The sequence below is a fragment of the Legionella genomosp. 1 genome, assembly GCF_900640215.1.
Lineage (GTDB): Bacteria > Pseudomonadota > Gammaproteobacteria > Legionellales > Legionellaceae > Legionella_C > Legionella_C quinlivanii_A.
On record NZ_CAAAJH010000002.1, the window covers coordinates 349,848 to 372,404 of the forward strand.

Here is a 22,557-nt window from a genome sequence, read left to right on the forward strand (position 1 = left end):
TTACGAATTAATCCAGATAAAGAAGCGGACCCTCAGGCACAATCTGGGTCGGATTAATCATGCGGTGACTGAAATAATAATGTTGCTTGATATGTTCAAAATTCACCGTTTCGGCAATTCCAGGATAATGATACAAGCGCTTAAGATAGGCAAATAAATGAGGATAATCCATAATCCGCTGACGGTTGGTTTTAAAGTGCCCAAAATAAACGGCATCAAAACGAATCAGCGTCGTAAATAACCGCCAATCCGCTTCTGTTAATTGTTCACCAACCAGATAATCGCGGCCTGATAAATGCGACTCCAGAAAATCAAGCGTATCAAATAACTCGAGAAATGCCTGCTTATAAGCATCCTGTGACGTGGCAAAGCCGCAGCGATATACGCCATTATTGACTGTGTGGTAAATGCGTTCGTTGATTTGATCAATTTCAGCGCGAAGGGCCTGAGGATAAAAATCCTGCGTATCCCCTGTCAGCGCATTAAAGCTGCTGTTAAATTGACGGATGATTTCTGCCGATTCATTTGAAACGATCGTTTCTTTTTGGGTATCCCAAAGTACTGGCACTGTAACCCGGCCTGTATAATCTGGAACAGCCTTGGTATAGAGTTGATGAAGAAATTTGAGATTATATAAGCGGTCGCCCGTAGCACCCAGGCCGCTCTTCAATTCCCAGCCATTTTCCAGCATATGGGGATGAACTATCGACACCTCAATCAGGGAGTCAAGTTTTTTTAACTTCCTGAAAATCAGTGTTCGATGAGCCCAGGGGCATGCTAAAGAGACGTATAAATGATATCTCTTCGCCTCGGCGGGAAATTCAGCCTTTGGATCAGGACTAATCACCTGATGAAATTTAACATTCTCGCGCTTGAACTCGCCTTTATTTTTACTGGTATCATACCATTGATCCTGCCACTGCCCGTTTACTAATAATCCCATAGTAATCTCCTTGATAATTATTAGCCCAGCAAGAAGCTGAACCCCTTGGAAATTTCCGCCAGACTGAATTTATTGAGGAACAATGAAAAGCTCATCCAGGCACTTAAAGCGGCCAAATCACGAAAAGGTGGCGGCAGATAGACCGGAGGGGCTAAAAGTTCATGATTCCGTAAATCTCTCAACAGAGGGATATCGTCCAAAACCAGTTTGCCGCAAAATAACAGCGGAATTGCGTCAACCCGCTGCTGGCTGATAGCAAAACGGATAAAATTATAAATAAGAACAAAGCCTTTGGAATAGGATAAATCCTTGGTAAATGGTCCGCCAGTGGGCGTACTGCCGCGAAACACCCGCACAGCATGATTATAACTATCCTCTTCTGTCAGACCACACTCGAGAAAATAACGATAAATATCAAGAAAATCAGCACCCTGGCGCACTTTGTCCAGCGCGATTACCCGATTGGTAATCTTGCGTACCCGGCCAGGGTAAGAAGAGAATGTCACAATCTCGGTAATGACTGCCAGTCCTTCCTGAATAACCGAACTGGATGGAGATCCCTTGGACAGGAAAAAACAATAAGGCTGCATGGAACCATTCAGGGTAGTACCGACATGCACCCAGCCTTCATGCACCTCGAGATATTTCAAATCCCGATCGCTGAACATAGCATGCTGGCTTAATTTGATATTGTCGGCGCCCGCTGAGGCATCAGCGACCATGTCATCACTGACAACCACTGTCACTTTACCGGGATGCTGGTCAAAATAAGAGCCTAAACGGGTCTCCAGAATTTGCTGAGCCTGGAATGGTGTATGACGCTTTAAGTCCGCATCGGATTGTAATTGAACATCGAGAGCAGTTAACACATCAAACAGCAGAGTACCCAGTTCGGACAGGCGCGGACCGCCTGAATAAAACACATCATTGGGGCTGCCATATAATTCCATCGCAATTTCACTGAAGGCCGGGGTGCCTCGCACCGCCAGCATCTCCACCGCGCGGCTGTATTCTTCGCATTGGCGTTTGATTAATCGAGTTACAGGAGAATATTGACCCAGGCTATTATTGGAGTCGCGCAGGATTAGCCGGAACTCTTCTTTTTTTTCCTGCACATCAAAGGGGAGCGGCTTGTTATCATAGTAGGTTTTATCAACCAGAGGCAATTTTCGGGCTTTATTTTCAAAAAACTCCCTTTTGATCGTATCATCCCATTTGATACTGTCCAGGATACGAATTTTACGCTGTGCTTCCACCATACGCTTGGACAGCTCTTGAATCACTGTTAATTCGCTAGATTCACTGGACATTTCGTCAACCCTCTCTGTTAGCCTGCTTGTGCACCCGCTTCTATTGGCGGAACAATACTGACTACTGCATTTTGTTTTTGATCAGGCAAATCATAAAAATGACTGATATTATCACTGGTCAGGGGCGATGGTACGTTAAGTGATGGTCCATTTTGACTCCTTAAATACAAACTTTCACCATTACTGGCATAGCGTGAGCAAGAAGAAAGCAGCACCATTATTACCATAACTATAAAGCATTTTTTCACAACTATCCCCATTAACTTAAAGAAAAAACAACAATTTTTGAACTTTCTGACCTACGTACAATCAATAAACGCAAATATCAGGACAGCGATTACATTTTTTGAGTCAGCGATTAGTGTAGCCTGTTTGACACTTAAAAGTAACACACCCTAACCTCATTTTAAATTAACTGAAGCTCCTGAAGCGCTTTCTCCAGCTCCTCATGATAACTTTCAGACAGAGGCGTCAATGGCAGGCGCAATTCATTTTTTAGCAAATTCATCTTGCTTAAAGCCCATTTTGCTGGAATCGGGTTCGCTTCACAGAATAATAATTTATGTAAGGGCATCAGCTGGTCATTATAGCGAAGACAAGCCGCCTGATCTTCATCAAAAGCAGCATCACACATTTTAGCCATTAATCGCGGAGCAACATTGGCCGTTACTGAAATAACCCCTTTGGCACCAGCCAGCATCCAGCGCGCGCCGGTTTCGTCATCTCCGCTGTATACATCCATGCGAGATTCGCACAAACGAAGAATCTGCTGCAGACGAGTCATTTGCCCAGTGGCTTCTTTAATACCGATGATATTCGATATTTTATCCAGTCTGACCACTGTTTCTGGCAAAAGATCGCAGGCCGTACGCCCGGGAACATTATAAAGAATGATAGGAATGGCAACATTCTCAGCCACATGGCGATAGTGCTGGTAGAGACCCTCTTGAGTCGGTTTGATATACGCCGGTGTCATAATGAGGACGGCATGAGCGCCGCACTCCATTGCCATGCGTGTCAGTTCAATACATTCTCGAGTGGCATTGGCAGCGGTTCCCGCAATCACCGGAATGCGCTCACGTGCCTGCTCAATTACCGTTTTAATCACCAGATGTTTTTCTTCTTTGTTTAAGGTACCCGATTCTCCGGTGGTTCCTGCTGCGACTATGGCATGGGTTCCTGCGGCAATATGAAATTCAACCAGTTCGCGCAGGGCTTTTATATCGACCTTGTCGTCAAGCAAGGGAGTGGTCAAAGCAACTATACTACCTCGAAACATAATATCCTCATTTTTTTAGGAATAATCTTGCCAATACTACTGGGGGAATTAGTTTTTCTCAAGATTTCTTCAATCCGTCTGAAATACAAGTTTTAATCAATATGGTTAAATTTGAGCTATTATGATAAAGAAGGAATCTAAAAAGATGAGGAAACATCATGAAAAAAACCTTACCCATTCTAGTGTTTGCAGGAGCTTCTTCCCTTATGACCGCCTGTACTAATACTGAAGTAGGAACCGCAACCGGAGCCGCTGCGGGAGCAGGTCTTGGTTATGCCGTCTCAGGTGGAGATGCCTGGGGAACTGCCATTGGAGCAGGTGCGGGCGCTCTGGTTGGACATCACATAGGCCGTGAACAGGATAGACGTTATTACTATAATCGTTATTATTACTACTAATACGATTGTAGAATGAAGAGTTAGTTCAACTGTTTGTCACGCCACGCCTTAACAGGTTTCGATATGATCTGTGAAAGCAGCGGTTTTTGAAATTTAAATCTGCTTTCACAGATATTCAGCTCTTCTTTGTAGCGGCAGAATTCCTGCATACAAAACTAATTGAGCCCGTTCTTTCAAGATACGCTTTTTCAATATTGGCAAAATCCTCAGTGTTTAACTGTCGGCGCATTTCGGCTATCAAATCATTTTGGGTAATATGAAGCCTGTTCATCGTATCCGTTTGAAACTCGCCCTGATTATAGAGCAGATAACAGCGCCCTTTCAAAACATGTTCACATACTTCAAAATTTAAAGTAAGCATGGCGATAATCCGGTGCAGCAGCATCAGACTGAATGTAGCTACCAGAGTGGACATCAAAGTAGCTGATCCATTGATACCCCTGCTGATTAATCCCCCCAGGATGATTAACAGAAGATAGTCAAACGAGGTTTGTAGATTAAAACGTCGATTTCCGTAGCGCAAAATTATCGTACTGATCAAAAAAAGGATTGCCGCCCGAATTATCATGTATAAATAAGCCTGGTCTTCATTAATGTGTTCTATAACCATCATCCAGTCCATTTGTGCTCCTGATTAATCATTCAATTACATCATTGGTTTTAACATAGCCATTGTCCCACTACAATCCGGGTAACAAATTAAGTTATTGAATGGATGCGCTAATTCAAATTACTGCTATACTTCTTCACAGACCATTTTACAAGGATTGTGTTATGAAACTTCAGAATAAAGTTGCTGTTGTTACCGGGGCCGCCAGCGGAATTGGAAAAGAAATCGCACTGCTTTATGCAAGTGAAGGCGCAAAAGTTGTCATCGCCGATTTAAATCTGGATCAGGCAGAGCAGGTCGTTAGCGAAATAAAGGCAAAAGGCGGCGAAGCAATGGCAGTCGCTATGGATGTAACGAATGAGCAGCAAGTCGATGAAGGAATCGAATCGGTTGTCAAAAAGTTTGGCAAGATTCATGTTCTGGTAAGCAATGCCGGTATTCAGATTATTGAATCAGTCGATAAATTATCATTGGCCAATTGGAAAAAAATGCTGGCCATCCACTTGGATGGTGCATTTTTAACCACCCGTGCCTGCCTGAGACACATGTATGCTTCAGGTGAGGGCGGCAGTGTTATTTATATGGGCTCTGTCCATTCCAAAGAAGCCTCCAAATTAAAAGCACCTTATGTGACTGCCAAGCATGGCCTCTTGGGTTTATGCAAGGTCGTGGCCAAAGAAGGCGCTGCCTATCGTGTTCGTTCCAATGTCATCTGCCCAGGCTTCGTGAGAACCCCGCTGGTGGATAAACAAATACCGGAACAAGCCAAAGAATTGGGAATCAGCGAACAGGAAGTGATTAAAAATGTCATGCTGAAAGAAACCGTCGATGGGGAGTTTACAACTGTTGATGACGTTGCCAATACAGCTCTTTTCCTTGCGGCATTTGAAACAAACGCACTGACCGGTCAATCCATTGTAGTCAGTCATGGCTGGTTTATGGAGTAAGCCCTTACAGTAAAAGGAGTTTAACATGAAGGAATCTGAAGTAAGAGACAAGGCCTTTGCAATGCCTTTAGCGAGTCCCGCCTATCCGCGTGGGCCTTATCGATTTAATAATCGTGAATATTTGATCATTACCTATGAAACAGACATTGATCTGTTAAGGGAAGTAGTTCCGGCCCCCCTTGAAGTAACCGAGCCGCTGGTTAAATTTGAATTCATTCGCATGCCTGACTCTACAGGCTTTGGAGATTATACAGAATCGGGACAAGTCATTCCGGTGAGCTTCAAAGGCAGGAAGGGAGGATACACCCATGCCATGTATCTTGATGATCTGCCGCCGATCGCCGCCGGACGCGAAATATGGGGCTTTCCAAAGAAACTGGCTAATCCCAAATTGTATGTAGTCCAGGAAACCTTAATGGGAATTCTTGACTATGAAACCACACGTATCGCAACGGCCACTATGGGTTATAAATACGAAAGCCTTGACCATAGGAAAATTCATAGTTCAATGGTCAGTCCTAACTATTTGCTGAAACTCGTTCCTCATGTGGATGGTACTACACGAATCTGTGAACTGGTTGAATATGAACTGCAGGACGTGGTCATCAAAGGGGCCTGGTCAGGACCTGCTCAGCTGGAACTATTCCATCATGCCCTGGCCCCGATCGCCTTATTACCGGTAAAGAAAGTCGTAAATGCAGTACATATTCTGAGTGACTTGGTATTACCTTACGGGAAAGTGGTATACGATTACCTGAAATAAGGAACTATATGCTGATTTTAGTTGGATATCTGATTATTCTGGCAAGTGTTTTTGGCGGGTTCGCGATGGCTGGTGGTCATTTAAAGGCAATTTTTCAGCCGATTGAATTACTGATTATTGCTGGTGCTGCGATTGGATCGTTAATTGTGGGAAGCAGCCCGGCGGTGTTGAAATCGATTGGTAAAGCCCTTCCTGCTGCATTCAAAGGCCAGAAAGCGCCTAAAGCAGTGTACATGGATTTATTGGGGTTGATGTATGCGTTGCTAAATAAAGCCCGGCAGGAAGGCCTGATGTCACTCGAAGCGGATATTGACGATCCACAGAACAGTACAATTTTTAGTAATTATCCGAAAATTGCGGCGAAACACCACATTGTCAGTTTTATCTGTGATTATTTTCGTTTGATAATCACTTCCAACCTGCAGCCTTTCCAACTTGAATCACTGATGGATGCTGAGATAGAGTCGCATCACCAGGAAGAGATGATCCCGGTGAATGCGATTACCAAGCTCGCCGATGGCATGCCCGCCTTTGGTATTGTTGCCGCCGTGCTTGGCGTAGTGCACACGATGGAATCGATTAACCTTCCCCCCGCGCAGCTAGGGGTTCTGGTCGCACAGGCGCTGGTAGGGACTTTTCTTGGTATTTTGCTGGGTTATGGTTTTATCGGGCCTGTAGCACAAGCAATGGAGCAGCGGGCCAATCAAACACAAATTATGCTGAATTGCATTAAAGTAATCATTCTGGCAAGCCTGCATAATAACCCCCCTATTATTTCACTGGAGTTTGGGCGAAAGGTTCTATTCAATAATGACAGACCGTCATTTAATGAGTTGAGCGAGGAAATCAAAACTCCTAAAACAGCTTAAATTCGGAAAAATTACCTAAATGGCTAACAAAGAAGAAACCCCACCCATTATTATAAAAAAACGTCATGGGCATAGTCATGGGCATCATGGGGGATCCTGGAAAATTGCCTATGCCGATTTCGTTACCGCGATGATGGCCTTCTTTCTGCTAATGTGGTTATTGGCATCACTGAACAAAGCCCAGAAAGATGGCTTAGCCGAATATTTTAAACAGCCTTTAAAGATATCGCTTATCAGCGGCGATAGCATGGGTTCCCGAGAAATAACCGTAAAAGGCGGCGGTGATAATTTAGAGAAGAAAGATGGCCAGATTTCTGGTAATAATCAACCGGCCAAGTCAGGCCAGCAATCCACCGCCGGCAATCTCAAACAGGAAGAAATGAAGCAGTTGAAGGAGCTGCAATCCAACATCATGCTAAGCATCGAAAATGATCCTGCTTTAACTGAATTAAAAGATCGCATGCTAATGGACGTGACTTCGGAGGGCCTGCGGATACAATTGATTGATAATGACGATAAGCCTATGTTTGGGTTAGGCAGCGATGAGATTGATCCGGCGATGGCACAGATCCTTGCGAAAATCGCCGTTTTGCTAAACTCTGTTCCCAATAAAGTAACCATCCAGGGGCACACTGACGCCCATCCCTATCATAACCCGGAAGATCTGGAACAAACCAACTGGGAGCTTTCAACGCAACGCGCCAATACAGCAAGACGTGCCCTGCTGAAAGCGGGATTAAAGGAAGATAAAGTAATGCGGGTTACAGGCTATGCCTCAACTGTTCTGCTGGATAAAAAGGAGCCGTTAAATCCCAAAAATCGACGCATCAGTATTATTGTGATGAAGAAAAATGCTTCCGCTAAAATATTAGAGGAAGATTAGTTTCTGTGAACTCAATTTATTTTTAGACTCTATTTCATAACCAGCACTGTTCCAACTCATAAAGATAGGTGCACAAAAAACTGTCTTTGCGAGCGTTAGCGAAGCAATCCAGCTCATTACTTTGTTCAAATTCCGATCTGGATTGCTTCACTTCGTTCGCAAAGACGACAGGTTAGTTGCTTGGTTCTATTCACGCAACAACGCCGTACCGCTCAGGCTGAATAAACCGCTTCGTCAGGGAGGTTAATACCTGTTTGCTGTTCATCCTTATCCGGTTGAAAAAAGCTCGCTCGATTGTTCTTATCCTGATCGATATTATTTACAACCAGTCTGGCGTTAGCTAAAGCTATTTCTCGATCAATCTGAGAATATAATTCGGCGCTATTAATATATTCGTTACCGAACCCTTTTTTGCTTATATTAAGATGAATACCACTACCGATTTGACTGATGTAATCTTGCAGTTTATCTTTTTGCAAAGCTGAAACAGGAACAAGATCGGCAGGCCTTTTCTTTTTATATTCATTTAGCAGCGCTACTACTAAACATCCGATAAGTGGTGTTATAAAACTACATGTCATCAATGTGCCGAAAGCGTTGTTTAAATTATGTCTGTTTGTTTCATCATCAACATATTGATAGGTCGTTGAGTTTAAAATATCACACATTGTATCCATTATATTTAAACATGCCCGAATATACAGATCTGGGCATACCAAATTTTCCAGAGGCGAATAACCTGCTTGAGTGCAGTTAGCCAGGGGCTTGGAACCAAAATTAAGAAAGTTGGGATAGTAACCCACACACCCCAAAGAAGCAGGCGTGCATCCATCATCATCTAGTGCCATAAAATCGAATCTATTTCTATAAAAAAGTTTATTATCTTCCCAGTAAGGATTAAAAAACTTATGATTTAGTCGACCGATTGCCCCTCCCCATACAGCAGTTAAAGCAAGGCTGCCCAACAAAGTTGAAGCTTGCCACCTGAAATAGGATTTTTCATAGGCACGCTCCATTTCCAAAATCTCTGCTTTAAGTTGTTGTAATTTTTCAACATGTGTCAGCAAATCCTGTTTTTCAGAGATTGGGATAACAGAGGGTAATTGAGGTTTTATATCTGGATTTTCCACATCTATTTTAGAATAGCTATTTTCTTCAGTGGGTTTAAAAAAACCTAAAAATCTGCGAAACATGAATCATCCTTATAACCGCTTGCTTACTTATTTTTAGGCATTCTAGCTATAAGGATTACACTAAACAATATAAAAGCTCTAAAGTCAGCGTTCTTGCATGTTTCTTAGTCTCTTGCCTGCAACAGTTCCTGCAAAGGTTTCGGGAGCATGGACTGGAGTTTTATTCGTAATTTATCTTCGTTTTTATGCCATAAGGTCCCCAGGTAAATAATCAGAAGTCCAATGCAGGCCAAAGCCGCAGGAAATCCCAGGCTGTCTTTAAACACATTCGATGCCAGATGCCCCAGATAAAAAGCCACACCGATACCTCCGAAAATCACAAATACCTTACGGTTCAAAACAACACCAATAATGATCATCACCAAATTAATACAGAGATAGAGAAATTTCGACAGCTCGCTGTCGGAACTTTGGCAGGTGAGACCTCCCCAAAAAGCAATAACACCAAAAATATAAAGCCAGAATGCATAATCCGCTGAATGACGCGAACGAACATCTACCCAGAAAGCAATCAAAACTATAACCAGTCCAAAATACATGGAAATAATGGCTCTGAATTCAAAATCCATAGAATGCGGATCAACAATCAATGCCGCCACATCCATCGAGAGATACCACAGGGTTACGGCGATGGGCATAATCATGAAAGGATAACGGTAGAGCCAGGCCATGATAATTCCCACAATTAATGTGCCTGCCTCCATATAAATCCAATGCCATTGAACCCAGTAATGAAATTCATTATATACACTGTCATCAGGCCACCATCCCATGCCTTTCTGCAGCCCATAAATAGCCAGCGGGGTTAGAGCGACAACAAAGGTTGCACAAATACCCGCTGGTATCGGAAAGTTCTTTTGGGCGAGTATATGGGCCAACCCCAGACCGACTGCTGCATAGAGCAGTGAAACATAAAATATACCCATGCCGCCGTAGTGTTCCCAGCTCACATTCATAAAAATGGTCATGGCGCCAATAGCGATTAAGCCGCCCAGGTAATAAAGAACATTGGTGAAATCAAAATGGGGTTCGTGTGCGGACTCTGCCTTGATAAATTCCAGTAAACGACTCGCCTGGTTTTCATCGATGATTTCTGCCTCGACTGCTTTTTGTAAAAGCCTGCCTGAAATTTTCATAGCCCCTCAAAGTGAACTGAGCTTGTCTAAATAAATTATAGGTGGCTTATAAGCGTTTGAAATGAAATCCAAAAAAAATTAATTAAAATTATTTAACTGTGAATAGAATGCTAAAAAATAGCCAAAGCAGCAGACAAATCAGCCAGGTATAACGAAAGGGAAGTATTGTTTTACGCTTGCGTAATGTGATAAAAATAAATGGAGGCACGAGAGTTAAAATGAGAAGAAATAAAATCTGTACAGTTTCAGCGGCGAACTGTTCAAAAGGAAATAAGGATGCGATATAACTCATAGCGCTATGAAATGCATATTTATTGATCAGTAATATCCAGACTATCCAATCTTCATAAAGGGCTACGATGAATGAAGCAATTAACAAGGGCAGGATGAGTTTAACACCAGGAATTGCGAAAATTTTCTTAACGACGCCGCCAAACTCCTCCGCAAAAAAAACGATTATTGCCGAGCAAAACACAACCAGTGCCAAGGTTAATAACACAGTGCATTTCTCCAAAACGATGGAAAATTGATATTAATCAACTATAACTCTGATGCGGCTTGCTTATCAAGGGTCAGTGTCATCGCACGATCACCTAACCCGCTACGTACCGCGACTTGTTTTTTCAATTAGCCTTAAGTTTTTCTTGACATTAGAGTGTATGAAAAAAATCCTCTCTCCCCTCAGGGGAGAGAGTTAGAGAGAGGGGGTTAAAATCAACCCTCACCCTAGCCCTCTCCCAAACTTGGGAGAGGGGATTTTCTCTTACGTTTACAACCACGCCGGCTCAAGAATAACAAAAAATTCATTAACTTTAACTTAATGGCAATGTCCCCAACCCTCTACACAATTGATCTTTCTGGAGCTAACCCTCCAACTCCTCCCATCGAGAATATAATTTCGTGAGCTCAGCTTCATCTGCTTGAAGCTGCTGACCAAATAAGGCAATCGCCTGGGCATCCTGTTGGTAAAAATCAGCTTCCGTCATTTTTAACTGCGCTTCAGCAATTTTAGCCTCCAGCTTCTCGATCTGCTGCGGCAATTGCGAAAGCTCACGTTGCTCATTAAAACTTAGCTTACCCGAAGTGTTCATCCGTTTTGGCGAGGCCTTGGCTGAGGACACAGCAGTGGCAGACTGTCGCTGAGCTTTCTTTTGCATCTGGTAATCATCGTATCCACCTACATACTCGTTAAACTGCCCTTCGCCTTCCCATACCAGTACACTGGTCACCACCTGATTAATAAATGCGCGGTCATGGCTAATCAAAATTAAGGTGCCGGGGTAATCTACCAGCATGGTTTCCAAAAGCTCCATGGTCTCTATATCGAGATCATTGGTTGGTTCGTCCATGACCAGAAAATTGACCGGTTTAGCTAATAATTTCGCCAATAACAGACGATTTCTCTCACCTCCGGACAAACTGGAAACAGGCTGATTGAAACGCTCCGAGGGAAACAAAAAATCCTTCAGATAACTGGCAACATGTTTTTGCTTGCCATTGATGCTGACATGATCCGCCCCATCCGCAACGTTTGCCATCACGGTCTGTTGCTCGTCCAATTGCCTTCTGAGCTGATCAAAATAGGCGACCGCCAGCGATGTGCCTTGTTTCACTCGACCTGAATCGGGGGTCAATTCACCAAGAAGCAGGCGAACAAGTGTGGTTTTACCGCAGCCATTAGGTCCAATAATACCCAATTTATCACCGCGGGAAAGCAGCAGCGAGAAGTCGCGTAGAATCGTCTTACCGCCTATCTGATAATTAAGCTTCTCTGCTTCAATGACCACATTCCCCGAATGAGCAATCTCAAGATTAATGCCTTTGACCTTACCCTGCTGGTTTCGGCGTGCTTTATACTGTTCCCGCATCGCTTTTAAAGCTCGAACCCGGCCTTCATTGCGAGTACGTCTGGCCTTGATACCGGTACGAATCCAGGCCTCTTCTTCCGCTAAACGCTTATCAAATAATTCATTATGACGCTGCTCGGTCACCCGCATTGCCTCACGCCGGTCCAGATAGGTTTCATAATCACATTCATGGGTGTAGAGTTTGCCGCGATCAATTTCCACTATGCGATTGGACACAGCGCTAAGAAATTCACGATCGTGAGTTACCAGTAAAACGGCTCCCTGATAGCTTTTCAGATAAGACTCCAGCCATTCAATGGCTTCCACGTCAAGATGGTTGGTCGGTTCGTCTAGCAGTAAGAGATCAGGATTGGCAATCAGTGCCGCTGCAAGCAATGCCCGCCTTTTCATCCCTCCAGACAATTTGTCCATTCGTGCAGAAGGATCAATACCCAGACGTGAAGCCATTGTATCAACTCGAGGCAAAAGATCCCAGGCATGCAAATTGTCCATTTGCTGCTGGCAACGAGCTAAAGCCGATAAGTCCTCACCTTGAGACAAATGGTAGAATTCGGCTAACACCTCACCCGTTTCTCCCAGACTTTTTACCAGAAAATGATACACTGTTTCATTATCATGCACAGGAACTTCCTGCGTTAATCCGGCAACCCTAAGACCGCTAAGACGGTTTATCTGTCCACTATCAGGCAGCATCTCACCCTGCAATAAGCGCAGCAAAGAGGATTTGCCTGCCCCATTTCGCCCCACCAGGGCGACACGATCCTGGGGCTGGATTTGCCAATCGGCTTCATCAAGCAGCCTGTTGCCACCCACATTCAAGATGACCTTATTTAATGTCACAATGCTCATGTATTTCTCGTTTTATAAATCTAAGCCGTGGGGAAATGCCTTACTGCTCATCCGATTTCTTAATCACTAATGTCTTGTTTGTCTGTGTCAGGCTAAAATGCGATAACACATTCATACCCATCAACAACATATCATCCTCGGCACCTAAAATAATGACGGCTTTAACATCATATAAAGTGAAATTACCGAAAGAGAGTTTATTTACGCGGGTCAGGGAGCCTTCAACGGTTCCTTTTGCGGTTTGCATACGGATTGGATAGCGCCCGTTTAAATTTAATTCTCGCGCAACTTTTTCTGGTATAGCTAAGAGTGTAGCCCCTGTATCAATAATAAAATGGACAGGTTGACCATCAATTGCGCCATCGATGCGATAATGCCCCTGCGCATCTGCCTTGATGATCACCTTGCCTGGATGGCTTTCGACACGCCCTTTGTCAGATTGGCCATGGTAATAAAAAAATATAAACAGCAAACCAAAAAGGAGGATCCAGGTGATAATAAACATCCGACGCCCGGTTTGGGCGTACTGATTATTATCCACTGAATTATCCCGTAACGGACTTATCAAGCACCATAATACCATCCATTTCAACCTGGGAGCCACGCGGCAAAGCCGAGACACCAATGGCAGCACGAGCAGGATAAGGCTCGACAAAAAAGCGGCTCATCGCTTCATTTACCAGAGGAAAATGATTCAGGTCGGTCAGATAGACATTTAATTTGACAATATTAGCCAAGCTGCCGCCTGAGGCCTGACAAACGGCGGTTAAGTTATTTAATACCTGATCTATTTGCAGTCGAATTTCGTCACTACATAAAACACCGGTCGCGGGATCCAATGGGATTTGACCGGAAAGATAAACTGTATCGCCACAGCGGATAGCCTGACTATAAGTTCCAATAGCAGCCGGAGCCTGTTCACTATGAATTGATTGCATTCTCATTCCCCTTGTTTTTTTCGGTAAAGGCGCATGACGACATTGTTGGAACGAAGCCTTCGCATCACACGCGCCAAATGCGTCCTGTCACGCACACTGATTGAAAAAGTAACGGCATTGTGGCGTCCATCGCGAGGATCCACATTAATATTTCCAATATTGGATTCCGCTTCGGCAATTGCGGTTGCCAAGGCAGCGAGAACACCTCGCTGGTTTGCCACTTCAACGGTAATATCCACCCAGAATTCACCCTCAACCTGCTCATCCCAACGTAAGGCAATGAACTGCTCAGGACTGCGGACATGATGAATCAGTGGGCAATCGCTGGCATGTACGATGATTCCCCGCCCCTGCTGAAAGCGCCCGACGATGCTATCACCTGGAATGGGCTGACAGCATTCGGCAAAATGAACTACCATTCCCTCGGTTCCCTTAATGGCCAGAGGGCGGCTTTTACCATTTTTATCGAGCTCGGCAGGCTCCGGGCGAACTACCAGACGTTTTGCAATGACCATCGGCATTTGATTGCCAATACCAATAGCATAAAGTAATTCTTCAGCAGATTTATAATTTAAATCATGGAGTATTGCCTGCAGGGATTCGGGAGGTACTTTGGCATAATCGGAAGACAGTTCCGCCAGTGCCTGCTCCAACAAGCGTTTTCCCATCACAATCGACTCATTATGCTGCTGGCTTTTAAGAAAGTGACGAATATTGCTTCTGGCTTTTCCGGTAACCACAAAATTAAGCCATGCTGGATTGGGATGAGCCCCGGGAGCAGTGATAATTTCTACCGTCTGCCCATTTGTCAGAGGAATGCTTAAAGGCACCAGACGGCGGTTGACTTTGGCAGCCACGCAGCTATTACCAACACCAGAATGTACTGTATAAGCGAAATCAACCGGAGTGGCCCCTTTGGGAAGTTCCATGATATGCCCTTTGGGGGTAAATACATAAACCTCATCCGGGAACAAATCAATTTTAACGTTTTCAATAAACTCAAGAGAGCTCCCGGTGCTTCGCTGCATTTCCAATAACCGCTGTACCCATTCGCGGGCACGAAGCTGGGCCTCGTTCACTTCCAGACCAGCGGATTTATAAATCCAGTGCGCCGCCACCCCGTTTTCTGCTACTTTATCCATATCCCGCGTACGGATTTGTACCTCCAGAGGAACACCAAATGGGCCGAACAAAGTGGTATGTAGGGACTGATAGCCGTTCGCTTTGGGAATACCAATATAATCCTTGAATCGTTGCGGAACAGGCTTGTAAGTGCGGTGCAAAGCCCCCATCACACGATAGCAGGCGTCGATATCTTCGGTGATTACACGGAAAGCGAACACATCAGTGATTTCAGTAAAAGAGGCCTTCTTCTGTCGCATCTTTCGATAGATACTGTATAAATGTTTTTGGCGGCCGAATACATGCTCGTAAGGAATATTTAACTGTCTGAGGGCTTCTTCCAGGTCATGTTCTATTTTTTGTGTGAGCTCACGGCGATTGCCTCGTGACTTCTCAACGGCTGATTTGATTGCGCGAAATCGCATGGGATAGAGCGCCTGAAAACCTAAATCTTCCAGGCCCACATAAATAGCATGCATCCCCAGCCGATTAGCAATAGGCGCATAAATTTCAAGGGTTTCAATTGCAATGCGTCGACGCTTGGACGAAGGCATCGCCCCAAGAGTCTTCATATTGTGATAGCGATCAGCCAACTTGACAATGATGACGCGAATATCCTTCACCATTGCCAGAACCATCTTTCTAAAATTTTCAGCCTGGGCTTCCGCGCGGGACTCAAACTTGATTTTAGTCAGTTTGGTGACACCATCTACAAGGGCAGTGACTTCCTCACCAAACAACTGGCTTAGCTCTTCCTTGCTGATGGAGGTATCCTCGACCACATCATGCAACAGGGTTGCCATGATAGTTTGATAGTCGAGACGCATCCGGGCGAGTATCAGCGCTGCGGCTACTGGATGGGTAATATAAGGTTCACCCGATCGGCGCATCTGCCCATGATGCGCTTTTTCCGCAACCAGATAGGCCTGATGACACTTTTCAACCTGCTGTTGCTCAAGATAATGTTGAAGCTCTTCGTGTAACTCCTTAAAGTAGCTCACAGAGCACTCCCTTCGCTTAAAGCTGAAAAATTGTATTGCAACTGATACCGCCGATTTGAATTAATCTTTATCCAGAATATCTGGTTTTACTAATCCAGCCGCAATTTCTCTTAAAGCCACAACCGTCGGTTTATCGTTTTCCCACTCCACTAAAGGTTGCTCGCCGCGAACAGCAATTTCACGCGCTCTTTTGGTTGCAACCATCACTAATTCAAAGCGATTCGCAACATGCTCCAAACAATCTTCAACTGTGACACGTGCCATTAGAACCCCCACAATACAAGTATTAAGTTATAGCATCAGACGAAATAGTGAGCCTGAATCCATTTCACCAAGGCCCGCAGTCACGATCTTAAGCTTATAACCAAAATAATCTATTTTACTTCGATGCTAATAAGAAGGAAAGTAATTTTGCAATCTTTACTGATTGCCGCTGTATGTTTAAGCGATTGGCAAGCACAATAGACCTCAATTCGTCGGCCGCGACCTCGAAACTGTCATTGACAATCAGATAATCAAATTCAGAATAATGGCTCAATTCTTCCTGTGCCTGTAACATTCGACTCCCAATCACCGCTTCATTATCCTGCTTACGGTTTTGAAGCCGTTGTTTGAGAATTTCCAGCGAGGGCGGGATGATGAATATGCTGACAGAACCAGGAAACAATCTTCTGATTTGCTGCGCCCCCTGCCAGTCGATATCCAGGACAACATCGATGCCGGAAGCCAGCCGGTCTTTAATCTGAACCACTGAAGTACCATAATAATGGTTGAAAACTCTTGCGTATTCAATGAAAGCAGAGTCATCAATCATGCGCAGAAATTCGCTTTCGGAAACAAAAAAATAATCGACGCCATTTTTCTCGGCCGGACGCATGGAACGGGTAGTATGCGAAACAGATACCTCAATATCAGGCATGCTGTTAACAAGCTCTTTCACGAGACTGGTTTTTCCCCCGCCTGAAGGGGCCGCTACAATAAATAAATTTCCTGTGCCATCATTCGCCATTTATCTTTACTCTATATTTTGAATTTGTTCTCGCATTTGCTCGATTAATACTTTCATTTCTACCGCAGACTGCGTCATTTCAATGGAATCAGATTTTGAGCTCAGTGTGTTTGCCTCGCGATTTAATTCCTGCATTAAAAAATCGAGCCGTCGTCCCGCGGGCTCTTTTGCATTGAGACTGTTATTCACTTCATGGATATGTACCGACAATCGTTCCAGTTCTTCGGTTACATCCATTTTACTTAAAAGAATCGCCAGTTCCTGCTCAATTCGACTGCTATCCACTTCCAGATTCAGACTCTGCAATCGAGTCAACAGTTTATCGCGGGCAAGCAAGCTGTTCTTCTCAGCAAACTCGCGGGATTTCCCGATCTCGATTTTTAAACGTGAAAGTTTATCCAGTACATGTTGATGCAGGGCCGCTCCTTCCGCAGATCTCATTAACTGCAGTCGTTTTAACGTATGATTGAACAGGTCTAAAATCGAAGCCGAATATTGCTCAAGAACAGGTTGCTCTATGTTTACAACTCCAGGCCATGCCAGCACCTTTGACAAACTCATATCATTGGCCAGATGGTTATCACTGGATAGTTTTTCAGCCGTATTAACTAAAGCATTCAATAATGGCTCATTAACTGCAATCGTTTTTTCAACACCGGAATTATCCTGATGTTTTAACTGACACTCGAGTTTACCGCGGCTAATCTGCCCTCTAAGCATTGTTCGCAGGTCATTTTCGAGAAAACGCCAGTCTTCTGGCAAGCGAAAGGAAACGTCCATATATCGATGATTTACCGAACGAATTTCCCAGCAAAAAATCATGCCGTCTACTTGAATCTGCTCGCGTGCAAAAGCGGTCATACTATTAGTCATAATCGAGTTTTACTACTAATTCTTTCTGAGGATGGCCGACTATAAACTAAATTTGTACAAATGCAAGTCTGCGTGCATCATTATGAAGAAAGGGGTATACTTTGCAATTTTATCGAGGAGCAAGCCATGCGCCCCAGCAATCGTGAACCCAATCAACTTCGATCTATTCAGTTGCAACGCAACTATACGCAGCATGCTGAAGGATCTGTACTGGTAGAATTTGGCCAGACTCGAGTTATTTGTAATGCTTCAGTTATAGACGGTGTTCCACGGTTTCTCAAGGGAAAAAATCAAGGCTGGATTACTGCAGAATACGGAATGTTGCCCCGAGCCACTCACAGCCGCTCTGACCGGGAAGCCAGTAAAGGCAGACAAGGCGGCCGAACCCTTGAAATTCAGCGTCTGATTGGCCGCTCGCTTCGCGCCTGCTTCGATCTTAAAGTGCTGGGTGAAAATACCATTACCATCGACTGTGATGTGCTTCAGGCTGACGGAGGCACAAGAACAGCCGCCATTACAGGGGCTTGTCTTGCATTAAGAGACGCACTGAACTGGATGGTTAGCCGGGAGAAAATTAGAAAAATGCCGGCGTTCACCTATGTCGCAGCAGTGTCTGTAGGCATTTACCGCGGACAATCCGTGCTGGATCTGGACTATGCAGAAGACGTGCTGGCTGAAACGGATATGAATGTCGTTATGAATGAGGCCGGTGACTTTATTGAAATACAGGGCACCGCAGAGGAAAACAGTTTCAACCGCGCTCAATTAAACGGCATGCTGGATTTGGCTGAAACCGGGATAAAAGAATTAATTAGTCTGCAGAAGTCAGCATAGTTCAGATAGCTCCAATGTTCTGTGATTATTCGCAGCATCCAGGAATCTTAGCAAGGATTCCTTGGGATCCCGCGAAAAAATCCGTAAGTATCTACCATCATCCTGCGCCCTGTGGCTTGTCCTCAGGGTCCAGTGTTTCTTTATGAGTTTTCTGAATCCCCCGAACACGTCGTGGGTCGTAGGGTCACTGCCATTAAGTTAAGCTCAGTTGTATATTAAACAGTCCTCCCCGCGAAGGCGGGGATCCATCTCTGAGCTAGCTATAATGCCAATTGTGGAATGGGTTCCCGCCTTCGCGGGAATGACATATTTCCTTAACTTAATGGCAGTGGTAGGAGGGGTATGGTCGGGACGTAGGTTAAGATTGTATAAATTTTCAAACTTTGCTACCCTGCCCTTTTTGTTTTCGTTGATCAAAAAATGGATATTCTGGAAGTTAAAGCGTTAAAAATTGCCACTCGTATTGGAGTTCATCACTGGGAACAGCAAATTAAGCAAAATCTGTTTATTGATATCAGCATTCCCGGCGACTTTAGTCAATGTAATGACGATATTAATAAAACGATTGATTATGACGCGCTCTGCCGAAGCGTTACTGAATATGTTGAATCCAATTCATTTCAATTAATTGAAACGGTTGCAGACCGGGTAGCTGCTTTAATTAAAGAAGAATTTAAGCTGGAACAGGTGGTCGTTAGCGTAAGCAAACCACATTCTGTAGCCCACGCCAACGATATAAGAGTGACAGTCAAACGCTGAAAAATAACCTGCATGTACTTCAAATATCCGGCCCCATTTCAAGTTTGGGAAAGAGGCCGGTCATATCTCAGATTCTTTTCGATATTCTTTCTTCTTCAGGAGGATTCCTCCTTATCCCCTCCTTCGCTTCCACAACCATTTTTGCAGTTTCCAAAGGCGGCACTTTCAAGGTGATATTTCCCTTCTTGTCTATCCAGTTTAAATGAGTGATGCTGGCTCGCGTTCTATAGCCTTTTTCATACAGTGCGTGGCGAAAAATCTCTTCAAGACTGGCATTTTTATAATCAATATTGGAACGGTACAAGCTGCCAAAAAAGCTGTTCTTATCTTTAGCCAGACGCGTGCCATATTCCTGGATGAATTGACGCCGTAATTCACTAATAGTGGAGCTGGCTTCTTTTCGCTGGCTTTCGCCCAAAAAATCAGGCGCAATAAAATTGTATTTAAATTGATATTTCAGATAGAAATGATGGGCAAGAAGAGCATGCATATCGGCTGAAGGATGAATAGTATCCCAGAAAATGTAACCTTTTGCCGGAGAGCTGCCGTTTTCATTGTAAAAATCCTCGGAGCCGTAATATGGTGTACTCACCTTCTCCGGATCAAATCCCCATTTCAGAGGATGCTGAATTATATCTGTAAACAGTGAATTGATATCAAAGCATTCAATTGAACAATTGGGATAGCGAATCTTTAATTCATTACAGGCTATCCGTAACTGATCATTAAAATAAAGCGAACAGGATTGAGCATTTTCTCTCTCATATTCACTTTTTTGCTGATACATGGGGGTAAATGACAAGTCCGGCAGATTAAATAAAATAAAATTGGAGTAGCCTTTTTTTATAAGTTCCTCAACATTCTCAACTCTGGCTTTTAATGCTTTTTTGGCTTCACCTATGGTTGGACGCTCATTCACTGTGATTAAATCATTGGCTCCAGACCATTCAATAACCAGGGTTGATTTTTTCTGTGTATTCGATACCTGATGAGTTTCGTCATATTTAATCATTTTTTCCCGCATTTCTTCCAGCGTAGAGACCACCATTCGATTAAAGAAACGGCTTAAACTTGAGCTTGGAACCCAGCTATAATCATGAGCGCTTAATCCTCCTTCGCTGTAATTTCTAACGAAATCAACTCCCTTATAGCGGACTACCAGATCATCATCCAAATCATAACTATCCTGAACATGTGCTCGAACCTTACTATCATGGGCAATCACTGCATCGCTGATGTCTGTCGCATCCATTTTATACTCTTTACCTACCTCTTTGATGATGAAATCTTCAGCAATGCCGGCGCTCAGATGATCACTCCAGGCATAGCCATTGGTGAATCGTCCATCTGGTGATTTTTTGTCCAAACCAGTTATCCAGCCCATAGGAATGCAACCCCATAAATATTTATTCGCAATAGTGCCACGGTCGGTCAGGCTGTCTCCCATTAATACAAAGTATGAAATCTTTTCCGGGCTCATTTTTTCTTCCTTGTTGTTATTTAATCCTTTAATACAGAATGCGTTCCGAGGCTCGCAGCGGATGCCCAAATGATAATCAGAATGACATTTAGTATTCATATCGACATATTTTGGATTAGCCTTAGGATTGAATGAATTAAAGAGAGTGCTCATTAAACTGTGTCATTACTCACAGGCACGCCGTCATTTGAGAATAGGATTAATTGACAATCCATTTGATTATTTTTAGAACATTTTGCATTTACAGCTTATAATTGACTATAGGTTTGTATCGAATTTCCGTGCAATGGATTGCAGAAAATAACAGGACGACAATGCGACGATTACCCTTCAAAAAATCAGCTCTGGTGTCGATTGGAATAGAACTTGAGTTTCAATTAATCAATCCGAGAAGCTGGGGTCACAAATTTTGCTCAAAAGACATCATCCGGGATGTGCACGGAAGTAATTTTGAAACGCGTATTGTTCCGGAAATTACTCAGAGCATGATTGAAATTAACTCCTCAGTGCATCAGTCGGCTCAGACCATGCTTGACGAGTTTTCGGAACTGCAGCACTATCTTTTACAGGAAGCCGAACGAGTCGGTGCCTATATTTGCGGCGGTGGCTCTCATCCCTATGAACGCTGGTCAAAGCAAAAAATTTTTCCAGCGAAACGTTACAAAAATCTCGCCAGAAAATACCGTTATCTTTCAAAAAGAGCCACTATTTTTGGTCAGCATATTCATATCGGCTGCACCAGCCCCGAAGATGCTTTGTATCTGACACATGCATTGGGTCGATATGTTCCGCAACTCATCGCAATAGCGGCATCGTCTCCATTTTACCAGGGTGTTGACACCGGCTATTGCTCCTCCCGCTCCAGTATCTTTAGCGCCTTTCCCTTAAGCGGTGTAATCCCTTACTTAATTAACTGGAATGAACTGTCTGAGTACTATTATAAATTTCGAAGACTGGGAATAATTGGCAGCATGAAAGATTTTTACTGGGATATTCGCCCCAAGCCAGAGTTCGGCACGGTGGAAGTCAGAGTATGCGATACGCCTTTAAGCCTTGGTAAAGCCATTCAAATCGCGGCTTATTTACAAAGTCTATCACTGTATCTTCTCGAAGAACGTCCCACTCAAGTCAGTCATGATCTGTATTTTTTATACAGTTATAACCGCTTTCAGGCAAGCCGTTATGGTTTTGAGGGCGACATCATTGACTCCGATAATGGTCAGCATTATCTGATTCAGGATGATATCCTCAATACGCTAAAAAAAATTAGGCCGCAAATTGAGTTTTTAAACAATCAATATTTTATGAATCTCCTCCAAAATGATATTCTTAACAAAATCAATGATGCTTTTCTGCTGAGAAAGGTTTTTAAGGAAAGTGGTTCTCTGAACCAGGTGGTCAAACTGCAGTGTGATACCTGGAATCAGAAACTTGATAAATATTGCGACGAAGATCTTGATTCTCAAGAATGAACTAGCATAATGTCCATTTGG

General features: G+C 43.8%; 23 protein-coding genes and 1 pseudogene. 8 read left to right on the forward strand and 16 right to left on the reverse strand.

All coding sequences use genetic code 11. The features are described from left to right. Positions 1-7: 7 nt before the first annotated feature. From E1O89_RS03700 to dapA, 4 genes are all read right to left on the reverse strand, one after another. Complete coding sequence (locus E1O89_RS03700) at positions 8-943, reverse strand: glutathione S-transferase family protein (RefSeq protein WP_133138988.1); 936 nt, start codon at positions 941-943, stop codon at positions 8-10. Positions 944-963: 20 nt separating this feature from the next. Continuing rightward, complete coding sequence (locus E1O89_RS03705; protein ID WP_133138989.1) at positions 964-2,253, reverse strand: flavohemoglobin expression-modulating QEGLA motif protein; 1,290 nt, start codon at positions 2,251-2,253, stop codon at positions 964-966. Between the two features lie 17 nt (positions 2,254-2,270). Continuing rightward, positions 2,271-2,480, reverse strand: coding sequence for a hypothetical protein (locus tag E1O89_RS03710; RefSeq protein WP_233013551.1), 210 nt, complete (start codon positions 2,478-2,480; stop codon positions 2,271-2,273). A 179-nt stretch (positions 2,481-2,659) separates the two neighbouring features. After that, positions 2,660-3,532, reverse strand: coding sequence for a 4-hydroxy-tetrahydrodipicolinate synthase (dapA, locus tag E1O89_RS03715; RefSeq protein ID WP_133138991.1), 873 nt, complete (start codon positions 3,530-3,532; stop codon positions 2,660-2,662). A gap of 158 nt (positions 3,533-3,690) precedes the next feature. Between dapA and E1O89_RS03720 the strand changes: the two genes are divergently transcribed. Next, positions 3,691-3,930 (forward strand): glycine zipper domain-containing protein, encoded by a 240-nt coding sequence (locus E1O89_RS03720; protein WP_133138992.1) that lies wholly within the window; start codon positions 3,691-3,693, stop codon positions 3,928-3,930. 115 nt (positions 3,931-4,045) lie between these two features. On the opposite strand, the gene E1O89_RS03725 is transcribed toward E1O89_RS03720, so the two are convergent. Next, the gene (locus E1O89_RS03725; protein WP_133138993.1) at positions 4,046-4,552 is read right to left on the reverse strand and encodes a YetF domain-containing protein; all 507 of its coding nucleotides are present in this window, start codon (positions 4,550-4,552) and stop codon (positions 4,046-4,048) included. Between the two features lie 152 nt (positions 4,553-4,704). Here E1O89_RS03725 and E1O89_RS03730 point away from each other — a divergent pair, with 152 nt between their 5' ends. The 4 genes from E1O89_RS03730 to motB are packed head-to-tail and all read left to right on the forward strand — an operon-like array spanning position 4,705 to position 8,002. Beyond that, positions 4,705-5,487 carry a 3-hydroxybutyrate dehydrogenase gene (locus E1O89_RS03730; protein ID WP_133138994.1) on the forward strand — a complete coding sequence of 261 codons (783 nt, stop codon included), beginning with the start codon at positions 4,705-4,707 and terminating at the stop codon, positions 5,485-5,487. Positions 5,488-5,512: 25 nt separating this feature from the next. Beyond that, positions 5,513-6,250 carry an acetoacetate decarboxylase gene (locus E1O89_RS03735; RefSeq protein WP_133138995.1) on the forward strand — a complete coding sequence of 246 codons (738 nt, stop codon included), beginning with the start codon at positions 5,513-5,515 and terminating at the stop codon, positions 6,248-6,250. An 8-nt stretch (positions 6,251-6,258) separates the two neighbouring features. Continuing rightward, positions 6,259-7,119: a flagellar motor stator protein MotA gene (gene motA / locus E1O89_RS03740; RefSeq protein ID WP_112220301.1), complete on the forward strand. Its 861-nt coding sequence runs from the start codon at positions 6,259-6,261 to the stop codon at positions 7,117-7,119. 19 nt (positions 7,120-7,138) lie between these two features. Further along, positions 7,139-8,002 carry a flagellar motor protein MotB gene (motB, locus tag E1O89_RS03745; protein WP_112220300.1) on the forward strand — a complete coding sequence of 288 codons (864 nt, stop codon included), beginning with the start codon at positions 7,139-7,141 and terminating at the stop codon, positions 8,000-8,002. A 212-nt stretch (positions 8,003-8,214) separates the two neighbouring features. On the opposite strand, the gene E1O89_RS03750 is transcribed toward motB, so the two are convergent. From E1O89_RS03750 to E1O89_RS03795, 10 genes and pseudogenes are all read right to left on the reverse strand, one after another. Continuing rightward, positions 8,215-9,195 (reverse strand): hypothetical protein, encoded by a 981-nt coding sequence (locus E1O89_RS03750; RefSeq protein ID WP_133138996.1) that lies wholly within the window; start codon positions 9,193-9,195, stop codon positions 8,215-8,217. Between the two features lie 104 nt (positions 9,196-9,299). Next, complete coding sequence (locus E1O89_RS03755) at positions 9,300-10,331, reverse strand: DUF2157 domain-containing protein (protein WP_133138997.1); 1,032 nt, start codon at positions 10,329-10,331, stop codon at positions 9,300-9,302. A gap of 88 nt (positions 10,332-10,419) precedes the next feature. After that, complete coding sequence (locus E1O89_RS03760; RefSeq protein WP_133138998.1) at positions 10,420-10,830, reverse strand: hypothetical protein; 411 nt, start codon at positions 10,828-10,830, stop codon at positions 10,420-10,422. Between the two features lie 364 nt (positions 10,831-11,194). After that, positions 11,195-13,048: an ATP-binding cassette domain-containing protein gene (locus tag E1O89_RS03765; protein WP_133138999.1), complete on the reverse strand. Its 1,854-nt coding sequence runs from the start codon at positions 13,046-13,048 to the stop codon at positions 11,195-11,197. Between the two features lie 40 nt (positions 13,049-13,088). Continuing rightward, positions 13,089-13,589, reverse strand: a complete 501-nt coding sequence (locus E1O89_RS03770) for a TIGR02281 family clan AA aspartic protease (RefSeq protein ID WP_262337388.1) — start codon at positions 13,587-13,589, stop codon at positions 13,089-13,091. Positions 13,590-13,593: 4 nt separating this feature from the next. Then, on the reverse strand, positions 13,594-13,986 hold the full coding sequence (locus E1O89_RS03775; protein WP_133139000.1) for a RidA family protein: 393 nt from the start codon (positions 13,984-13,986) through the stop codon (positions 13,594-13,596). 2 nt (positions 13,987-13,988) lie between these two features. Beyond that, positions 13,989-16,109 (reverse strand): bifunctional GTP diphosphokinase/guanosine-3',5'-bis pyrophosphate 3'-pyrophosphohydrolase, encoded by a 2,121-nt coding sequence (spoT, locus tag E1O89_RS03780; RefSeq protein ID WP_112220294.1) that lies wholly within the window; start codon positions 16,107-16,109, stop codon positions 13,989-13,991. A gap of 66 nt (positions 16,110-16,175) precedes the next feature. Continuing rightward, positions 16,176-16,373 (reverse strand): annotated as a pseudogene (rpoZ, locus tag E1O89_RS03785) (DNA-directed RNA polymerase subunit omega); the annotation flags it as partial. Positions 16,374-16,488: 115 nt separating this feature from the next. After that, entirely contained in the window at positions 16,489-17,118 is a 630-nt protein-coding gene (gmk, locus tag E1O89_RS03790) for a guanylate kinase (RefSeq protein ID WP_133139001.1), read from the reverse strand. Between the two features lie 6 nt (positions 17,119-17,124). Continuing rightward, positions 17,125-17,991, reverse strand: a complete 867-nt coding sequence (locus tag E1O89_RS03795; protein WP_133139002.1) for a YicC/YloC family endoribonuclease — start codon at positions 17,989-17,991, stop codon at positions 17,125-17,127. A gap of 126 nt (positions 17,992-18,117) precedes the next feature. Between E1O89_RS03795 and rph the strand changes: the two genes are divergently transcribed. Beyond that, positions 18,118-18,825: a ribonuclease PH gene (gene rph, locus E1O89_RS03800; protein WP_133139003.1), complete on the forward strand. Its 708-nt coding sequence runs from the start codon at positions 18,118-18,120 to the stop codon at positions 18,823-18,825. Positions 18,826-19,245: 420 nt separating this feature from the next. Further along, positions 19,246-19,584 (forward strand): dihydroneopterin aldolase, encoded by a 339-nt coding sequence (gene folB, locus E1O89_RS03805; protein WP_133139004.1) that lies wholly within the window; start codon positions 19,246-19,248, stop codon positions 19,582-19,584. Positions 19,585-19,651: 67 nt separating this feature from the next. On the opposite strand, the gene E1O89_RS03810 is transcribed toward folB, so the two are convergent. Next, positions 19,652-21,064, reverse strand: coding sequence for an SGNH/GDSL hydrolase family protein (locus E1O89_RS03810; protein WP_133139005.1), 1,413 nt, complete (start codon positions 21,062-21,064; stop codon positions 19,652-19,654). Positions 21,065-21,378: 314 nt separating this feature from the next. On the opposite strand from E1O89_RS03810, the gene E1O89_RS03815 reads away from it, so the two are divergent. Next, complete coding sequence (locus E1O89_RS03815; protein WP_133139006.1) at positions 21,379-22,536, forward strand: YbdK family carboxylate-amine ligase; 1,158 nt, start codon at positions 21,379-21,381, stop codon at positions 22,534-22,536. Positions 22,537-22,557 lie beyond the last annotated feature (21 nt).

Bases quoted from the DNA above. Each gene is read 5' to 3' on its own strand.
- E1O89_RS03755 (WP_133138997.1), bottom strand. From the start codon at position 10,331: ATGAAAATTTCAGGCAGGCTTTTACAAAAAGCAGTCGAGGCAGAAATC.
- E1O89_RS03700 (WP_133138988.1), bottom strand. From the start codon at position 943: ATGGGATTATTAGTAAACGGGCAGTGGCAGGATCAATGGTATGATACC.
- E1O89_RS03735 (WP_133138995.1), top strand. From the start codon at position 5,513: ATGAAGGAATCTGAAGTAAGAGACAAGGCCTTTGCAATGCCTTTAGCG.
- rph (WP_133139003.1), top strand. From the start codon at position 18,118: ATGCGCCCCAGCAATCGTGAACCCAATCAACTTCGATCTATTCAGTTG.
- E1O89_RS03705 (WP_133138989.1), bottom strand. From the start codon at position 2,253: ATGTCCAGTGAATCTAGCGAATTAACAGTGATTCAAGAGCTGTCCAAG.
- E1O89_RS03730 (WP_133138994.1), top strand. From the start codon at position 4,705: ATGAAACTTCAGAATAAAGTTGCTGTTGTTACCGGGGCCGCCAGCGGA.
- folB (WP_133139004.1), top strand. From the start codon at position 19,246: ATGGATATTCTGGAAGTTAAAGCGTTAAAAATTGCCACTCGTATTGGA.
- E1O89_RS03720 (WP_133138992.1), top strand. From the start codon at position 3,691: ATGAAAAAAACCTTACCCATTCTAGTGTTTGCAGGAGCTTCTTCCCTT.
- dapA (WP_133138991.1), bottom strand. From the start codon at position 3,532: ATGTTTCGAGGTAGTATAGTTGCTTTGACCACTCCCTTGCTTGACGAC.
- motB (WP_112220300.1), top strand. From the start codon at position 7,139: ATGGCTAACAAAGAAGAAACCCCACCCATTATTATAAAAAAACGTCAT.
- E1O89_RS03815 (WP_133139006.1), top strand. From the start codon at position 21,379: ATGCGACGATTACCCTTCAAAAAATCAGCTCTGGTGTCGATTGGAATA.
- gmk (WP_133139001.1), bottom strand. From the start codon at position 17,118: ATGGCGAATGATGGCACAGGAAATTTATTTATTGTAGCGGCCCCTTCA.
- E1O89_RS03765 (WP_133138999.1), bottom strand. From the start codon at position 13,048: ATGAGCATTGTGACATTAAATAAGGTCATCTTGAATGTGGGTGGCAAC.
- E1O89_RS03775 (WP_133139000.1), bottom strand. From the start codon at position 13,986: ATGCAATCAATTCATAGTGAACAGGCTCCGGCTGCTATTGGAACTTAT.
- E1O89_RS03710 (WP_233013551.1), bottom strand. From the start codon at position 2,480: ATGGTAATAATGGTGCTGCTTTCTTCTTGCTCACGCTATGCCAGTAAT.
- E1O89_RS03750 (WP_133138996.1), bottom strand. From the start codon at position 9,195: ATGTTTCGCAGATTTTTAGGTTTTTTTAAACCCACTGAAGAAAATAGC.
- E1O89_RS03810 (WP_133139005.1), bottom strand. From the start codon at position 21,064: ATGAGCCCGGAAAAGATTTCATACTTTGTATTAATGGGAGACAGCCTG.
- E1O89_RS03725 (WP_133138993.1), bottom strand. From the start codon at position 4,552: ATGGACTGGATGATGGTTATAGAACACATTAATGAAGACCAGGCTTAT.
- motA (WP_112220301.1), top strand. From the start codon at position 6,259: ATGCTGATTTTAGTTGGATATCTGATTATTCTGGCAAGTGTTTTTGGC.
- E1O89_RS03795 (WP_133139002.1), bottom strand. From the start codon at position 17,991: ATGACTAATAGTATGACCGCTTTTGCACGCGAGCAGATTCAAGTAGAC.